Below are 15,898 nucleotides of genomic sequence, written 5' to 3'. Positions count from 1 at the left end.
GATAAACTTCTTTACTTATCGAGCGGCTGTTTTTTCATCCAGCGATTTCGAATGACAATCGGGACCACTGTCAAAATGACAAAAATCACTACAGCCAAAACGATGATCTGTGGGTTTCCGCTGACAAAACTGCTTCCCAAGAAATTATAGGCAAATGTACCAGGAATAATGCCGATTAAAGTTGCCAGCGCAAAGGAGGAAAATCGAACTTTCGCAAGGGCTGCCGTGTAACTGATCAAATCAAAATTAATGACCGGAATCAGCCTGAACAGCAGTACGTATAAAAAGCCATTTTGCTCCATCTGAGATTGAATTTTTGCGGCATTGCCGGTCCATTCTTTGCGTACAAGGCTTTTGCCTAAGGTTTTGGCCACGTAAAACGACAGCAATGCCCCAAGTGTTGCCCCGATGATCGTGTAAAGCGTACCCAGCCAAGCACCGAAGGCTAAACCTCCGGCAATCGACAGGACGGATGCCGGAAAGAAGATCAATGGCCTGACTGTATAAATCAGGATGTAAATAACGGGCGACCACAATCCAAATGACAAAATCCAGCTGCGGAGGTCATTGGCATCGACTTCGAAAACAGACCGGCTCAGCCAGAAAACCAGGCCGACCAATGACGCAAGCAAAAGCCATTTTCCTATTTGAAGCGTTATAGGGCTCATGAGTTGCGGGTATGTCGCGAAATGTTAATGTACCGGTTTTTCATCTCATCGTAGCGCTTGCGGTTGACGCCGGCATCTGAATAACCGACACGCGAAGCAGAGCGGAACTCAATCCACTGAGCGGCATCGTTAAAATAAAACTCAATATCATCCTTGAATTTCATCTTTTTGGAAGTGGCGACGGCGTAAACGTAGCTATCGTCGTTTTGAATGATTTCAACCCCCTCATAGCCTTTCAGCATGCCGATCAAGTTCTTTTTGGCGTCGCTTTTGCTGCCGTTATACGGCAATGCCGGTACGTATTTGTCTCTTGGTATAGATTGGGACGACACGGCATTCGGTGTTGAAGGCATTTTTTTCAGACGGCCGTTTTTTACGCCCAGTTTGGGTTTGACATTATTTTTGATAGCCATGTTGGCAATGCCGAGTCCAGCTGCAGCAGCCACTCCAAAAATGGCGATTTTATCTGCCGGCAACTCTCCCTCTTTTGCTTTGTTGAAAGTTTTGACGACTGGCTGATTTAATAGATTGTCTACATAAACCTTCTTGCCGATTTTCACAAGCACTTCGCTGTATGTCGGATAAGGATGAATCACGCCCGATAATTTGCCTAGGTTGATGTGCAATGATTTGATGGTCTGGATTTGGCTGATGATTTCACCTGCTCGGTCACCCAGAATGCTTGCCCCTAAAATATAGCCTTTTTTATCCAGAATGATTTTCACTTTGCCGATGCTGTCTTTTTTCGTATTGGCACGGTCAATATCCGCGTAGTCGTGTTCGTATACCCGAATGGAATCGCCGTATTCTTCGCGCGCTTCTTCTTCGGACATACCCGATCTGCCCAGTTCAGGGTCGGTGTATGTACACCAGGTAACATGCTCGTAGTCCATTTTTCGGTTGATTGGCAAAATGGCGTTTTGCGTTGCCGTGATTCCTTGAGCATTTGCCATATGCGACAATTGGTAAGGACCGACAACGTCGCCAATCGCATAAATGCCTTTGGCAGTGGTTTCTAAATGATCGTCCACTTGAATGCTTTTCGAATCAAATTCAATGCCAACGCCTTCAAGGTTATAGCCTTTTACATTTGCCTGGCGGCCGAGTGCCACCAATAGGCCTTCGCTCGAAATGGTTTGTTCGTTGCCGTCTTTCTCAATTTTTAAGTTGATCTGTCTGCCATTTTGTTCAGCTTTAACCGCGGTGGCACTTGTATGGATGGTTACGCCTTCGTCGATCAGGCGCTGCTGAATCATTAAGACCATTTCTTCCTCGTCTTTTGGCAAGATCCGCTCGAATTTTTCGACAAGCGTCACTTGGACGCCGATGCGGTTCAGCGCCTGGCTCAATTCTACGCCAATTGCGCCTCCACCAAGAATGGTCATTGTTTTTGGAAAAGATTTCTGTGTGAAAATGGTCTCATTCGTTAAATACGATACGTTATCTAAGCCGTCGATAGGCGGAACCATAGGAGAAGAGCCTGTAGAAAGGATGATTTTTTTCGCTTCAATGCGTTCGCCATCCACTTCTACGGCATGCGGTCCGACAAATTTGGCGTAGCCGTTAATGAAATCGATGCCGGATTTTTTCAGCACATCCGGAGATTCACCCGCGTATACTTTTTGGATCACGTCCTGGATATCTTTTAGGACAACCGATGTATCAACTTCCAAATTTGGCGTATATTTTTTGGCGTGATGGACTTCTTTTGCGATGTTGATCAACGACTTGCTTGGGATACAGCCTGACCACGTACATTCTCCGCCTGGCAGATTCTTATCGATCAGCACGACGCTTTTGGAAAACCCCGCTCCTGTAAAAGCGGCTGTCAGACCAGCTGCACCGGCTCCAATTATGGCGATATCATATTTTTTGACCATCTTTACCATTTCCTTTCTTTTCCTGAATTAAGTCCATCTTAACAAAAAACACAATTGACTTACTCTTAATTACCCTCGAAACTTCTTGATTACCCTGCATTATTCTCAATTTTATGGCTCGAGTGGGATTACGGGTCAGCAGCGGGATCGTATTATATACTGAAATTATCTTGAACATGAAAAGGTGAATTTGATGTTGGATACACATGCACGAAAGCACGTTCAACCGGTCGTTGAAAAAACAGCGGATGCATTGCTGAAAATGGGCTTTACCGCTGATAGCGTGACAAAAATCGCCTTTGTCATCGGGATGTCATCCGGTCTCTTTATATATTTGGATCAGCCGTTCTGGGCCGTCGTGGTTCTCTGGCTATCCGGTTATTTGGATGTTGTCGACGGAACCATGGCACGAAAAACCAAACCGTCTTCGTGGGGAACTTTGCTTGATATCAGCTTTGACCGCCTTGTGGAAATCAGCGTCATTTTGGGGCTGGCTTTCCGCTTTCCCGAATCGATGTGGGCCTTGCTGCTATTGAGCGTTTCCATCATTGTCGCGATGACCGTATTCTTAACGGTAGGTGCATTGTCAGATAAAGAAGGCATGAAGTCCTTCTACTATCAAGCCGGACTGGCTGAGCGAACAGAAGGCTTTATACTGTTTACCCTAATGATTGTTTTTTCAACGTATTTAACCGCCATTACGCTGGTCTTTTGCGCGGTGCAGCTTGTCACCATTTGCCAGCGCATGGCTGAAGCCCGACGGATTTTGAAATAGAAGGGAATGAAGTGGAATGAAGACCCTTGTGCTGGTTGGAGGCGGGCATGCCCATTTACATTGCCTGGAGCAGTTGAAAGACGGCTTCTCGGAAGACTGGCGTGTTCTGCTGATCTCCCCTTCTCCATATCAATACTATTCCGGGATGTTTTCGGGCTTTACCGAAGGTGCGTACAGCCTCGAAGACATTCGGATTGATTTGAAAAAGCTTTGCCGCAAAGTGGGCGCAATCTTCATAGAAGATTCGATCGCTGCAGTCCATGCTCAGGACAAAGAACTTGTTGGAGCAGAAGGCAAAATATACCTGTATGACTTAGCATCTTTTGACATCGGGTCCCGAAGCGATATTCCGGAAACGGCAAGAAATTATGTGCGCTCCATCAAACCCAATTACCATTTTCCAGAACAGTTAATGCAGACGCGTGAATCCGCTCATCCTGTAGTTGTCGGAGGCGGCGCTTCAGGGGTGGAATTGGCATTTTCAATTCTGGCTTGGAGAAAACAACAAGGCTTGCCTCCTAACTTGGCGTTATTCAGTTCGACTTCCCTGCTTGCCGGACAAGGAAGATCTGCTTCGAAAAAAATCGAAGACATAGCAGTACGAAAAAACCTGACCTTCTTCAGTGACGTTTCCATCCAAGAAATTGATGAAGTCAGCGTAACGACCAGTGCAGGCAAATCGTATCCACAATCGGATGTGTTGTGGCTGACGGGACCGAAAAGTGCCGAGTTGTTCAGCGCTTCAAACTTGCCGACAGATAGGGATGGATTCTTGCTGGTCAACGACACCCTGCAAAGCGTTCAATGGCCGGAGATTTTTGGGGCTGGCGATTGCATAACCATAGACCGCTATCCGGAACTCGCCAAAAACGGAGTATACGCAGTGCGGCAAGGACCTGTCTTATGGAAAAATTTAAAAAACAGCTTATCCAATGATAAACTGCAGTCGTTTGCACCGCAAAAACGGTATGTCTCCATTTTGTCTACAGGCGGAGGCGAGGCTTTCCTATCATATGGTGCCCAGCAATTTCACGGCACCATTCCTTGGAAGCTCAAGCAGCGCATCGACCGAAAGTTCATGAAACGCTATAAAGATCTTTATGAATAAGCTAAAAGCTGCCAGTTGGCAGCTTTTTTACTTACATGTATAGATATTTAATGAGTATAAAAAAAGTTTATCTTGTTTCAGCCATTGAAAACAGTAAAAAAAGTAGATATCACAAGGATTCCCATAACTATAACCAGCACCGCTTTTATCGTTTTCGCCATTTTTATATCCCGCTCTCATCATTTAATGTTAAAATGCTGACAAAAGAAGTATATTCACCATTTATGTAGACGTTTATTGCTTCATGAGAATCATCCAAAGTCATCTTATAAACATGTTCTTGCTTTTCGCCATTTTCAATACTCGTTGTATCCAGATTGATTTTAAGGCTATTTTCTTGTTCTTCAACCCCTGTCGCAATTTCCCCTTCTGCCTGATAAACCAGATAGACCGTATTATCGCTTTCCTCTATCAGCTGCAGTGTTTCACTTGAATCTATTACAGCACTTAAACCTTCAGGCACAGTTTCAATCTTACTGAAACTAAGCGTCGAAACATCCGAATTGCAAGCTGCTAACAATAGGAACGCCAACCCAACTCCAATTATTTTTTTCACTGATTGTTCCTCATTTCTTTCATCTAGAGAAGTAAAGATCCAATACAGACATTCTCTAAAATTTTTCAGTACGTAAAGGCTGTGTTGTTAGTTTTTTGTACCCAACCAGCAAAAGTCCGCAAACTATAGCCGCTGCCAAAAATGTGCCGCCGTACCATAGAAGCGAAGTCACAGAGCCGAATGCGACTGCATTTGGCAAGTTTTCTGCATGTTCCCAGGCCGCAGAGAAATTTGGTTTATAAGTGATGGTTTTGACATATCCGACAGACATCGCTGCCGCAAAATACAGGATATGGATAACTACAGCTCCAAGCAATGACTGCCAAAGGATTTTCATTTCCATCTCTCCTCTTTTATTCCATATTTTAGTATATCAATTATCAATCTCTATGTATATAAATTAGCGAATATTCTTTCAACTGAAACAAAAAAGACTGCAATTCAGCACATACTTATCATAAGCAAGTGCTGGAATGCAGTCTGACTATAAGTTTATTTGTGAGATGAAGGTCTTTAGCTATTTATGTTTTTGTTCCTTCATCTGCAAAGGAATAAAATAAGAGGCACACCCTTCCCACCCCAGTTCTTCTATTAAGAGAGTAAAGCTGGTGTGGAAAAACTCTTGTATTGTGTCACTCAAACTGGCAGAACCGGCTATGCTTTCCAAATCCAAAAAATACTCGCCTTTGGTGGGATCAAAATAAGCTTGCGGTGGTTTTAGCGCATCACTATTTAAATCCTTGTATAAAAAAGGGTATGACAAAACAAAGAATGTTGGCACATCGACTTGCTCATCACCCAGCCAAAATCCGTATTCGATCATCTGCTCATCAAAAGCGGCTTTCTCAATGACTTTGTCTTCCGGAAATGGCTCCATGATGCCGTGAAGGATAAGCAGTGACACATCAAAGGTACCCCAAAAAAGCGCCGGCTTCATTTTTCGGCAGCGCAGCGGACCTACAAATTTGGATTGTTCCCGAAGCGCAAACTGGAAAAGCTGCAATCCTCTCATTGCCTGGTGCTGATCGAATGTTAAAGGGGCAGTGTCCTCATCCAGTTTGTTCTTATAAGCCATTTCCTGCGGCTTCGGATTGATCGTTAGGTTTATGCCGCGCTCGCTCAGTGTTCCAAATATCTCTTCAAAATAATCTTTTATGGACTTGGATGTTTTTAGCTCAATCGACTGAACGTCCCCTTCTACATTTACAAGAATTCGGCTGTTTCGGATATCCACATCGACTTGGAAAGAAGTATTTTGAACAAATAGCAAACCTGTCGAAAATCCGTCGGTCGTAACCGTCAGCGCAACATGTGCCCATTGGGGTTCCTGCTGTGCCGCTTCCAGTTTGATTTTCCCTAAGATCTGCGAAATCAAATGCAATGTAAATTTGGTCTCTGCCCACTCGGAATGTCGGATAATATCAAGTGTCATGTAATCGCCTCCCTGAATTATCTGGTTTTGACAACCATGGCCGCTGACTGAAAAGTTGGATGCTTTTCGAAAGTTTTGTAATAGACTCGCTCTTCGTTATTAAATTCGACATTGATTGGCTTATCCCTACTAAGGAATTTTTGAATTGGTTAGTGTCGGCCCATCTATGGATAGCTAAAACAGCAAGACTGGTGTATTTCAGCCAGTTTTTGGCGTAAAGTATCCCCAAACGTCTTTAAGCAGTGATTTTTTCTTCAACTTAATATATTTGTAATTTCTTTGACGACCTTTACAATAAGTTCAGGCCGGTCCAAATGAATCGAATGTGACGAATTTTTCGCGAAAATTAATTTGCTATTTTTTGAAAGCAATGCCTGTTCTTGTATTAACTGTTCCCAAGTGCTTTCGAGCAGCATTAATTCTGTTTCAGGAAATCCTTCTTCTATGCCTTTTTGAATAATATGTTTTTTATCTCGGCCCATCACAATAACCATGACGTCTGAAAGAGGATTCAGTTTTTTGATTGCTTTGGCATCCTTTTTCCAGTTGTCAGTTTCAGATTTCATCGCCTTATACAAATTAGGTTTTTGCTGGAATTCTATCACATTCCTTGTACAGACATAGGTAACATTTTTTGTTCATTCGTTAACTCAGGTAAAATAAGGTCCTTTAATTTTTGTTCAGTTAAAAGAGCATAACTTGTACATGCTTTTAGCCAGTCCTCGTCTGAAGAACCTTGGTTTAAAACAGGTAGATTCAGCTCATCAAGTCTTTCCAAATCAACAGAGGTAGAGTCTAATAGAAGTAAAGCTTTCACTTTTTCAGGGTATAGCTTTGTAAAATGCTGCGCACACAGTCCACCATATGAGTGGCCAATTAAAATAACAGGCTCTTCTATTGCTAAGACGCACAATAACTGATTGATTTCTTCAACTACTTGTAAAGTCGTACGATTCTCCTCACCTATCTCACTTTCTCCAAGACCGGGACGATGAAATAGGAGAGTTCTGTTTGTTTGACTTAAAGATTCAGTCACCTCAAACCATTCTTCAAACGAACATCCCATTCCAGATAGAATAAGAATGGTTACTCCTCGCTCTCCTTTTAAAGATATTTCCATACGTTTATTGTTTACATTTACAAATTGTTTCATTTTGCCTCCTTGTGATACTTATTCTTTAAATTCATAAATCATTTTTAAAAACTCGAAACTGCTTCCATTTGTCGCTTGTATATACATTCCATATTCTTTGAAGCCAACTTTTTTATAGACATTTATAGCTCTTGTATTGAAGGTGGCTACTGACAATGTAAATTTTTCTAATATATAAGTTGAATTCGCAAAGTCTAGCCCTGCTTTTACGAACTCAAAACCACTGCCTTGCCCTGTCAAACTAGGTTTCATTCCTAATCCTATATCTATGATGCCGTCAGAAATCTCACGAAAGCTGTAAAACCCGATAATTTCTCGCTTGTTGATGACCACAAAATATGAATCTTCTCTTTTAGTTGGATTAAGAAATTCTTGAAGATCTTCTTGATCTGCATCCATATTGTAAAAGGAATAAATTCCATCGTAACGCCAGCGGTTTGCAATTTCGTCTGCATAATCTTGTGACATAGGTTGAAATTTATAAATCATTAAGTAATCCTCCTTTTAAATATAGAGTAAACCACTAAATTAAATACCTGTAGTCAAAGCAGCAACGAAATATACACGAGAAGTTAAATAATATAGTTATATTTCAGTAAATACACACCAAAACCTCTCAACTCCTACATATTTTTCACCTAGTCTAGTTATTGCAAATCCATAATTTCTGTAAAATCCTACTGCATCTTTGTCTGTTTCAGCCGAAAGTTCCATAAATGAATGTGACTCACGCACAAAGTTAATCATGTCACTTCCAATTCGTTTTCCTCTAAATTTTGGAGAAACTGCAATATGCCTGATTTCACAAACATCTAAATTAGTAAACTCAAAACCGATAATACCAATAAAATTATTCTCAACAAGAATTCCGTATAATTTACGATTTTCTGAAGTAATGTACTTTTCATATTCTCCAGCTATTCGATCTTGAGATATTACATATGAAAATAGATTTACTAAAGTTGGGTCAAGCTGATTCGAAACAATTTCTTTTATAATTCTCACCTCTTTTAATTAATTATAAAATTTTCTATACCCATTATAATAACTGAATATATAGAATTGGGAAAACCAGGTGGATTACGATAGAATATTTAATTATGCGGAAAGTAAAATTAAGTAATAAAAGTAGGGGTTAAACAATTTCAAGGAGGTTAAAAAATGAGTTTACAATGGCTGGAATGGGCACAACGGATCCAAGCACTTTCTCAATCTGGATTGACTTACGCTACCGATGTATACGATTTGGAAAGATATGAAGAATTGCGAAGCATCAGCGTGGAAATAGTAACTGAGCACACCGGACTAGAAATGCAGCATGTTAAGGATTTGTTTGCTGTAGAAAAAGGATATCAGACACCTAAAATGGACGTGCGAGGAGCTGTTTTTCAGCATGGGAAAATCCTTATGGTAAAAGAAAAAAGTGATGGCAGATGGGCATTGCCTGGAGGATATTGTGATGTTGGCTTGTCACCTGCAGAGAATATTACAAAAGAAATCGAAGAAGAGTCAGGCTATCTCGTGGTTCCAACGAAGATGTTGGCTTTGCTGGACATGACTAAACACCCTCATCCGCCACAGCCATTTCATTACTATAAAATCTTTATCCGCTGCGAAATAGTAGGTGGGGAAGCTAAAAATGGCGTCGAGACGCAAGGCGTGGAATTCTTTGCTGAAGATGGCTTACCCGAACTTTCTTTAAATCGAAATATCGAATCCCAATTAAAGCTGCTTTTTGATTTTGAAAAAAATCCGGCCAAGGCAACAGTTTTTGAGTAATTAAATAAACATCATAGTTTTTTATTGAAATATCACATACTCGACAATCACTTCTGAAGGAAGAATATACGATAAGTCTTTTGGTAAATTAAAGGGGACAACCCGGATTTGATCGCTTTCTTTCAATTCATCGAATAATACTGTGCCGTTGGTGAGATGCATTTCAACAGTTTTTTCTTCTGGATACTCTGAAAAAACTTCTTTAATGAAACTGGCGTTTTTCTTATCTGTTACTGTTCCTTCGTAGCTGCCACAAGCTGTAAGAATAGCTATGAGGATTATTAACATTGCAAGCGATGGCTTCATATTTAGTCCCATCCATTTATTTGAATTTTGTATATCTGTTTATGTATACCATTTTGGCTTCCATTGGCTGAAATAGTCATGATCATCCAAAAACAGATAAATTTTATCCAGCGCATTATCAATATCTTCAGGAAACGTATTCAAAGTCCAGACGACTGAAGAAAACACACACATCGCCAAATAAAGAGAATACAATCTCCAGAATTCTTCGTCGGGCTCTGCGCCATTAAAATATCCTTTAATTTGGCCGGTTGAGAACTTTGTACTTATTCCACGGCTAAAAATTCCGATTTTAAGAAATTCATGAATTGGATCTCCCCAATCATGCCTTTCAAAATCTATGACCCCTGCGAACTGTTTGTCGTGAAAAATTAAATTACTGAGATGGAAGTCGTCATGCTGAAATACATTCGGACGCTGTTTCATTAGGTGAAGATTGGCATCGATGAATCCAATTATTTTTTCATCATTTTTAACCTTTACCCCACATGATAAATACGCTTCTACATACCGATTATGTTTTGCTACTTTTCTTGTGTACCAAGAAGAAATATGTTCAGGAGCCGCAAGTTGGTGCATTTTTCGCAATTCCACCCCCGCTCTATAACCGATAGAAAACTGTTCTTCTTTTGAAACCGTTAAAATTTCATTCTCTCCATCATTTCCTTCTATGTAAGTAACGATCATGTATCCCACTTTTTCTGTTTGGCCGATTGCTATTGGCTTTGGGCAAACAACACCAAGCACCAGCATCTGCTCTAAAATAAAATACTCGCATTTTTTCACTTCGAACTGTTCCGGGTTGAACGTTCGAAGCAGCAACTTATCATTACTGTTAGCCATGTAGATCAAGTATTTTTTATCTGAAGATAATCCTTTATTTATTGGAGCGATCATTCGGTAATTTCTCATTTCCGGAATTTGTTTGATCAGGCTCACTATCATAAAAATTGCTCCTTTTTATCATGCTTAATTCTGTATAAATTCCATACAAATATCAATTGCCTTTTCAGTTGCTGCATCTATGTAGTCCAATATTTCCTCTACAGCATACACTTCCAACTCACTAACTAACTCTTCTTTTGAAAACTTAAAGTCTCCAATTGTTTCTTCTTTAAATTGCTGGAGATTTTCTGTGTCAATCTCACTTATATTAGTGGAAAGAAGAAAGGTATCCATCAGCTCATTTCTCAAATTTTCACAATCGAAATGGGTAATCAACTTCCCGTTCAATTTTCTGAAGTCACTATGCCACCTATCGAGCAATTGAGGATCCGCATCTGTACGGTTTTTAAGGTCATTTCTAAAGTAAACCTGTTTAAGCCAGACATCATCGGATATTAAATGGATTAAGTAGCCAAGCCCAAACTCGCTTTGAATATCTAGAGGGTATTTTTCGATAAACCGATTATAGTTTACATGCCTCGTCCCATCGTCCAATCTTCCTTCATAAAAATGCGATTGTGATTTTTTCGCAATTGTATAAGCTGCGTCCGGCGCAATTCCTCCCAAAAGAAACAATTGCTTATCCGTTATCTCCAACTGCTTTGACACATGATCAGCGATGATCATGTGCATTACTCTCGAACCCATTACTATGCCACCTTTCTTCGAATATATTTTGTCTTATAAATTTTATCCAGTTCCAACTAGTTGATATCTCCCAAGTAAACCACCTCACTTTTACCCTCCGCAAAACTTTGAATCAGTTTCCGAATGCCTTTCGGATAAATTCGATAATCCAATAATCGAGAGACAGTCAACCATTCGATCCCCACTTGATGAGAGTCAGGATTGGTAGGCATAGAAGCAGAAACTTGTTCCTCTAACAGTTGGCAAACAAAATAATATTCAATCTGATGTACATCTCCATCAAAATGAGCATGCTCATGGTTTTTGCCTATGTATTCTCGAATATGAAGAAGATCTTTCACTTTAACGTTTTTACCGATTTCTTCAATGCATTCTCTTTTCACAGTTTCCGTCAGAACTTCTCCATGTTCTTGCCCGCCGCCCGGAAATAAATAAAAAAATCCCTCACTATCTATATTTTTAGTCAGCAAAATTTTAGAATCTTGAATAATAATGGCCTTTGCGGAATTCCTTATTTTCATTTGGTCCACCTTTTTCTTTGTTATAAAGTATATGTAATTTAAGATTAACAAATTTAACCATTACTTCCTACTTAAAAAAGAATATTAAGATAAATGGAAGTAAAGATTTACATTTTTATTTAATCCAAAATTCGAGGCAGCTTTTATATATCTAATACAAAAATCCGAAACGAGGACACTTTTTAGGTTCCTTCCATTTCGGATTTCTTCCAGCTAATAATATATTTATTTCGAAATTACGATGACCCCGCCGCAATGTGAAACTGGATAAAACTCACATGAAACAAATTCTGCGAGTGACACTTGAAGTTCTTCAAACACAAAATAAAATTCATCTGGATCCCAATAAGGGCTGCTGGCCTTTCTGCATAACTCCAACCCGGCGCGTGTTTGAAAAGCGATATCGCCGATAACAATTTTGCCTTGTTTAGAAAGAACGGATAACAGATTTTTTATTAGTTCAACCTTGTCTTCGTCTGTTAAGTGGTGCAATGTGTACGTGCTTACGACAAAGTCATACTTCTTCTCTTTCACATGGTCCGGCAATCCCTTTGATATATCCCATTCCATCAAAATGGCCTTTGGCATTTTCTCTTGAGCAATCGCAATCATGTTAGGCGAAAAATCCAAGCCGTCTATGTGGTAGCCGTTTTCGTATAGCTTGTTGGTTAATACACCTGTGCCAAACCCAATATCCAATACGTGCGACTGTTCTTTTTTCATGACTTCGTTTAATACCAAATTCAAAATATCTTTGTATCCGGCAAATGGATACAAGTTATTGTCCTCACTTACTTGAACTGTCCTGTCGTACTCGTCTGCCCATAAATCAAATCCCCGATTGTCCAGCATGAATGATCCCCCCTTGAATGCTCATCTATTTAGTCAAACAATTTTTGTATAAGTTTTGGTCATTTTCTCTTTTATTACATAGTCAATATGCAGGAAGTGAAGGCCAAACAAAGTCATATCGTGCGTAGCCAGCAAGTCCTCGTCCATCTCTCTGATGACAAAATTTTCATGCAGCGGAAGTTGAAAGAGATATCGGCCGACTGCCAAATAAGTTCCAGTGTCGCCTTCTCCATCGCTTGTTAAGTAGAGCTTTTCATTCTCAACCGCTGCTTGCAGAATTCCATGCATTGAAGAGAAAGGCAATGGCAATGCGACATTCATGTATGTCCTGCCGTTCGACTGATGTTGTGAATAAATTGCGGTAAAGACCGTTTCTTCGCCTATTTTTCTTATCCACACTCTCGGTTTGCGTCTCCCATCAAGCTGTTCATTCACTAACTGCACTTTCCCAGTCATTTCCATTTGAACCGAGGAAAAAGGTAAGTTTAGTTGACCAGTTTTCCGGCTGATAAACTGATAGATAAATGCAAAAGGCTTAAACCACACAGACCAGCTTACAGATGCGAACAACTGGTATCTGTCTGTATTTTCATAAAAATCAATCGTCCTAAAAGGAAGCTTTCCATCAACGGTATAGTCTGCCATTTGATCCACTAGACCGGGATAATGTGATCCTGGATTTCTCAACTTCCCGCGTATTTTGCTTGCAGGAAAATTGAATGGTTTTTGTTTAGTGACCGGCACCTGCAATGCCCAGCCAATTACTGTGAAGGTTCCGAACAGGAGGCAATTCAAAAAGCCGTGGAAAGCCAGCATGTTTGGAATCGTCACGATTGTATTGCCGGAGAAGTTGCCATACGCGTAAAGCAATGATCCTAAGATTGTAATGCATAATGTCACTAAAGGAATTCGAACGGCAATCGCTTGCACTAAAGTTGGAAACTCCAAGCGGAATATGTAATATGTAAGTGCATAAATTGCCCCTACATAAAAGGACACCGCAATGATTTCGATAGTGGTTGAAATCGTGATGCCAATCGCTACAGTCATCGGTCCTGTCGCAATAATAAGTGCACATACTTTATAGAGCCTTGTCATTTGTACCCGGCCAATCAGACCTACTGAAATACAAAGCATAAATGCAGAATAATGAAAGTGGATCGCTGTTAGCCAGGTTGTAATTTCACTAAAACCGATATCAAACTTTCCAATATAAGCAAAAAACCACATCCCGCCGATTGCTATGTAGACAAGTCCCAGATCAATCATTAACTCAGCCGTATTGGTAAACCCTCGCTTTAAAAACCGGTCTATGCCTATCCCAGCAATCCAAAAGGTGGTGAAAAGATATACAACCGCACCAAATACCTCAACTGGATAAGGCATATTAAAACCCAGCAGCGCAATGGCCGTCATCCCGGTAGCTAAAATCAGTTTATCTAATTTCCGAAGTTGAACAATCATTTGCAGCAGAGATGGGACAAAGAACAACTGAGCTATGGTTAAATAGGAAAGATAACCAACTTGATCACTAAATAAAAAACAGATAAGAAATAAAGTAGTTCCATATAAAATCAGCGGGTTAACGACCGCTTTCCGTAAATTCACCAGCATACATCATAATCCTTCCTATCAAGCTATTGTAGATGGATACATGGATGGTGTAGACTTCTTTCACTTCATCGTACCCTTCCAGCACAACAACCCGTCCCTGAAATATGTTTGGAATCTTCAATTCTTTTTTTCCAACCGCCACTTTTTGTGTGCCGGAAGTGATCATCAGAAATCCTTCCTTCGTCACCTTAAACAGTAAGTCTGAGTAGAACAAAGGCACATCGCCCAAGTAGTCTTTCACCAACTGTTTTTCCAAATCGATTGTCATTTTGGCATTAAACTTGCGCACAGACTCTGGAAAGAAAAACGATCGCTCCCAAGAGACTTCTGCCTCATCGTTTTGATTGATGCGGCAGCGGTTGGCAATTGTGAAAGGAATATTCTCGCCGCTTTCAGGAAATAAAAAGTTGAGCTTTGACGCTAACAGATAAAAAGGAGACAGCAGCTTGCTCCCGGTTTGTATTTGCTGCATATGTCCTTCTGCATAAAACGTTTGGTCTATAGGCAGTGTATAGCGATGCTGCAGTTTCGGGTGCAGCTTTCCAAACTTCTTTCCTAATAAAGTCGAGTAGATCGTCAAGCGGCTCTCCCCCTTTTTCTTTTACAGCTTTTCGCAGTCGGAAGCTGTTCAGTGAGCAGCAATCCGATGATTGATAAAATCCACAAAGTGATGTTTAGCGTGATGACATTAAATGGCGCAATGGCTACGGCGGGAGAAGCAATAATTGCACTTAGTGTAAGGAAAGGAAAAATAACGATGTGCAGCTTCAGTAAATACTTTTGCAGTTTTGGTATTAGCCACAAACAGGCAAAAAGCATCTCCGCTCCGCCAATCCATATAATTGCAGTAGAGCCTTGTGCCGCAGTCAACGGAGACAGCTGCGTTAACATGCTAATTTCCAAAGGATGTTGTGTTAAGACTTTCGGAACCAATCCTTGATAAAGCCACACAAACGCAAACAAAAAACAAATGGCATAAAAAGCAAAAAATCGGCGATATTGGGTCTTCGGGCTTTCTCCCATTTCAATCCATCGCTTTAACACATCAAAACTTAAAGCTGTTCCCCATCCCATAAACGGACGAAAGAACCGATCGACCAGTTTTCCAAAAACACCAAATCGAACCTTATAATCATATTGGGTTAAAAACGTGGTGCCTTGTTCATGGGGAATGTATTTCCAGTAACCTTTGCCTTCAGCAATTGGCGACAGCAACTGCTCTGTACCAAAATGCAGTGCAGAAGTTTTTTCTCCGCTAGCTTTTTCGTGTGTTCCTTTGCTTTCGCCCCATCCAACAATTTCTATGCCCGGCATCACTTTGGTGGAGTAGGTAAAAGTCTGCACATCCTCTTCTGGCAACTTTTCATTATATGTAATCGATGAAAAACGCAAATCCCATTGTTCGTGAAGCTTGGGCTGCTGTGTATATACCCAAATTTTTTCTACATCTGATTCTATTTCAATTTCCACATAAATCGGCTTCATACAATCTACCAGATCCCTTATTCAGATTTTCAATTTCAATCATTATTTTCTTACACCTATAGACTTATATTACCATTTTAAAAAGCAACAAATTAGAAAAGGATTGTTTTGTTTGAATTTTTGGTATTTTTTAAAAATTAATATAGTGATACAACAATAATCGAGATTGTACATGC

The 15,898-nt window shown here is 40.4% G+C and carries 20 protein-coding genes; 3 read left to right on the top strand and 17 right to left on the bottom strand.

What is annotated here, in order from left to right; all coding sequences use genetic code 11:
- Window positions 1–11 precede the first annotated feature (11 nt).
- Entirely contained in the window at window positions 12–668 is a 657-nt protein-coding gene (locus tag GJB59_RS00420; protein ID WP_142829598.1) for a TVP38/TMEM64 family protein, read from the bottom strand.
- The gene (locus GJB59_RS00415; protein ID WP_142829600.1) at window positions 665–2,548 is read right to left on the bottom strand and encodes an FAD-dependent oxidoreductase; all 1,884 of its coding nucleotides are present in this window, start codon (window positions 2,546–2,548) and stop codon (window positions 665–667) included. Before GJB59_RS00415 ends, GJB59_RS00420 begins: the two co-directional genes overlap by 4 nt.
- Before the next feature lie 193 nt (window positions 2,549–2,741).
- Here GJB59_RS00415 and GJB59_RS00410 point away from each other — a divergent pair, with 193 nt between their 5' ends.
- On the top strand, window positions 2,742–3,323 hold the full coding sequence (locus GJB59_RS00410) for a CDP-alcohol phosphatidyltransferase family protein (RefSeq protein WP_142829602.1): 582 nt from the start codon (window positions 2,742–2,744) through the stop codon (window positions 3,321–3,323).
- Between the two features lie 16 nt (window positions 3,324–3,339).
- Window positions 3,340–4,431, top strand: a complete 1,092-nt coding sequence (locus GJB59_RS00405; protein ID WP_142829604.1) for an FAD-dependent oxidoreductase — start codon at window positions 3,340–3,342, stop codon at window positions 4,429–4,431.
- A 163-nt stretch (window positions 4,432–4,594) separates the two neighbouring features.
- On the opposite strand, the gene GJB59_RS00400 is transcribed toward GJB59_RS00405, so the two are convergent.
- The 7 genes from GJB59_RS00400 to GJB59_RS00370 all read right to left on the bottom strand — a co-directional run bounded on the left by GJB59_RS00400 (window position 4,595) and on the right by GJB59_RS00370 (window position 8,577).
- Window positions 4,595–4,987 (bottom strand): hypothetical protein, encoded by a 393-nt coding sequence (locus GJB59_RS00400; RefSeq protein WP_142829606.1) that lies wholly within the window; start codon window positions 4,985–4,987, stop codon window positions 4,595–4,597.
- 55 nt (window positions 4,988–5,042) lie between these two features.
- The gene (locus GJB59_RS00395; RefSeq protein ID WP_142829608.1) at window positions 5,043–5,324 is read right to left on the bottom strand and encodes a hypothetical protein; all 282 of its coding nucleotides are present in this window, start codon (window positions 5,322–5,324) and stop codon (window positions 5,043–5,045) included.
- 180 nt (window positions 5,325–5,504) lie between these two features.
- A complete protein-coding gene (locus GJB59_RS00390) occupies window positions 5,505–6,419 on the bottom strand; it encodes a DUF5996 family protein (RefSeq protein WP_142829610.1) in 915 nt (304 codons plus the stop codon).
- A 254-nt stretch (window positions 6,420–6,673) separates the two neighbouring features.
- Window positions 6,674–6,985 (bottom strand): hypothetical protein, encoded by a 312-nt coding sequence (locus GJB59_RS00385; RefSeq protein ID WP_203583259.1) that lies wholly within the window; start codon window positions 6,983–6,985, stop codon window positions 6,674–6,676.
- Between the two features lie 35 nt (window positions 6,986–7,020).
- Complete coding sequence (locus GJB59_RS00380) at window positions 7,021–7,572, bottom strand: alpha/beta fold hydrolase (protein ID WP_142829615.1); 552 nt, start codon at window positions 7,570–7,572, stop codon at window positions 7,021–7,023.
- A gap of 18 nt (window positions 7,573–7,590) precedes the next feature.
- Entirely contained in the window at window positions 7,591–8,061 is a 471-nt protein-coding gene (locus tag GJB59_RS00375) for a GNAT family N-acetyltransferase (RefSeq protein WP_142829617.1), read from the bottom strand.
- A 96-nt stretch (window positions 8,062–8,157) separates the two neighbouring features.
- The gene (locus tag GJB59_RS00370) at window positions 8,158–8,577 is read right to left on the bottom strand and encodes a GNAT family N-acetyltransferase (RefSeq protein WP_244946842.1); all 420 of its coding nucleotides are present in this window, start codon (window positions 8,575–8,577) and stop codon (window positions 8,158–8,160) included.
- A gap of 156 nt (window positions 8,578–8,733) precedes the next feature.
- On the opposite strand from GJB59_RS00370, the gene GJB59_RS00365 reads away from it, so the two are divergent.
- On the top strand, window positions 8,734–9,351 hold the full coding sequence (locus tag GJB59_RS00365) for an NUDIX hydrolase (protein ID WP_142829619.1): 618 nt from the start codon (window positions 8,734–8,736) through the stop codon (window positions 9,349–9,351).
- A 21-nt stretch (window positions 9,352–9,372) separates the two neighbouring features.
- Here the strand turns inward: GJB59_RS00365 and GJB59_RS00360 are convergent, their stop codons facing one another.
- The 8 genes from GJB59_RS00360 to GJB59_RS00325 all read right to left on the bottom strand — a co-directional run bounded on the left by GJB59_RS00360 (window position 9,373) and on the right by GJB59_RS00325 (window position 15,722).
- On the bottom strand, window positions 9,373–9,657 hold the full coding sequence (locus GJB59_RS00360; RefSeq protein ID WP_142829621.1) for a hypothetical protein: 285 nt from the start codon (window positions 9,655–9,657) through the stop codon (window positions 9,373–9,375).
- 39 nt (window positions 9,658–9,696) lie between these two features.
- Window positions 9,697–10,602, bottom strand: a complete 906-nt coding sequence (locus tag GJB59_RS00355) for an aminoglycoside phosphotransferase family protein (RefSeq protein WP_142829623.1) — start codon at window positions 10,600–10,602, stop codon at window positions 9,697–9,699.
- Window positions 10,603–10,626: 24 nt separating this feature from the next.
- A complete protein-coding gene (locus GJB59_RS00350; RefSeq protein ID WP_142829625.1) occupies window positions 10,627–11,250 on the bottom strand; it encodes a zinc dependent phospholipase C family protein in 624 nt (207 codons plus the stop codon).
- 56 nt (window positions 11,251–11,306) lie between these two features.
- Window positions 11,307–11,771, bottom strand: a complete 465-nt coding sequence (locus GJB59_RS00345; protein WP_142829627.1) for an NUDIX domain-containing protein — start codon at window positions 11,769–11,771, stop codon at window positions 11,307–11,309.
- Between the two features lie 225 nt (window positions 11,772–11,996).
- Window positions 11,997–12,623, bottom strand: a complete 627-nt coding sequence (locus GJB59_RS00340; protein WP_142829629.1) for a class I SAM-dependent methyltransferase — start codon at window positions 12,621–12,623, stop codon at window positions 11,997–11,999.
- A 33-nt stretch (window positions 12,624–12,656) separates the two neighbouring features.
- Window positions 12,657–14,237 carry a YndJ family protein gene (locus GJB59_RS00335; protein ID WP_142829631.1) on the bottom strand — a complete coding sequence of 527 codons (1,581 nt, stop codon included), beginning with the start codon at window positions 14,235–14,237 and terminating at the stop codon, window positions 12,657–12,659.
- Complete coding sequence (locus tag GJB59_RS00330) at window positions 14,206–14,817, bottom strand: DUF4166 domain-containing protein (protein WP_142829633.1); 612 nt, start codon at window positions 14,815–14,817, stop codon at window positions 14,206–14,208. The genes GJB59_RS00335 and GJB59_RS00330 overlap by 32 nt, the downstream gene beginning before the upstream one ends.
- Window positions 14,814–15,722, bottom strand: coding sequence for a DoxX-like family protein (locus tag GJB59_RS00325; RefSeq protein ID WP_142829635.1), 909 nt, complete (start codon window positions 15,720–15,722; stop codon window positions 14,814–14,816). The genes GJB59_RS00330 and GJB59_RS00325 overlap by 4 nt, the downstream gene beginning before the upstream one ends.
- Window positions 15,723–15,898: the final 176 nt, after the last annotated feature.

This window comes from Planococcus soli (assembly GCF_016881065.1).
GTDB classification, from domain to species: domain Bacteria; phylum Bacillota; class Bacilli; order Bacillales_A; family Planococcaceae; genus Planococcus; species Planococcus soli.
This window is presented reverse-complemented; position numbering and strand designations above follow the sequence as displayed.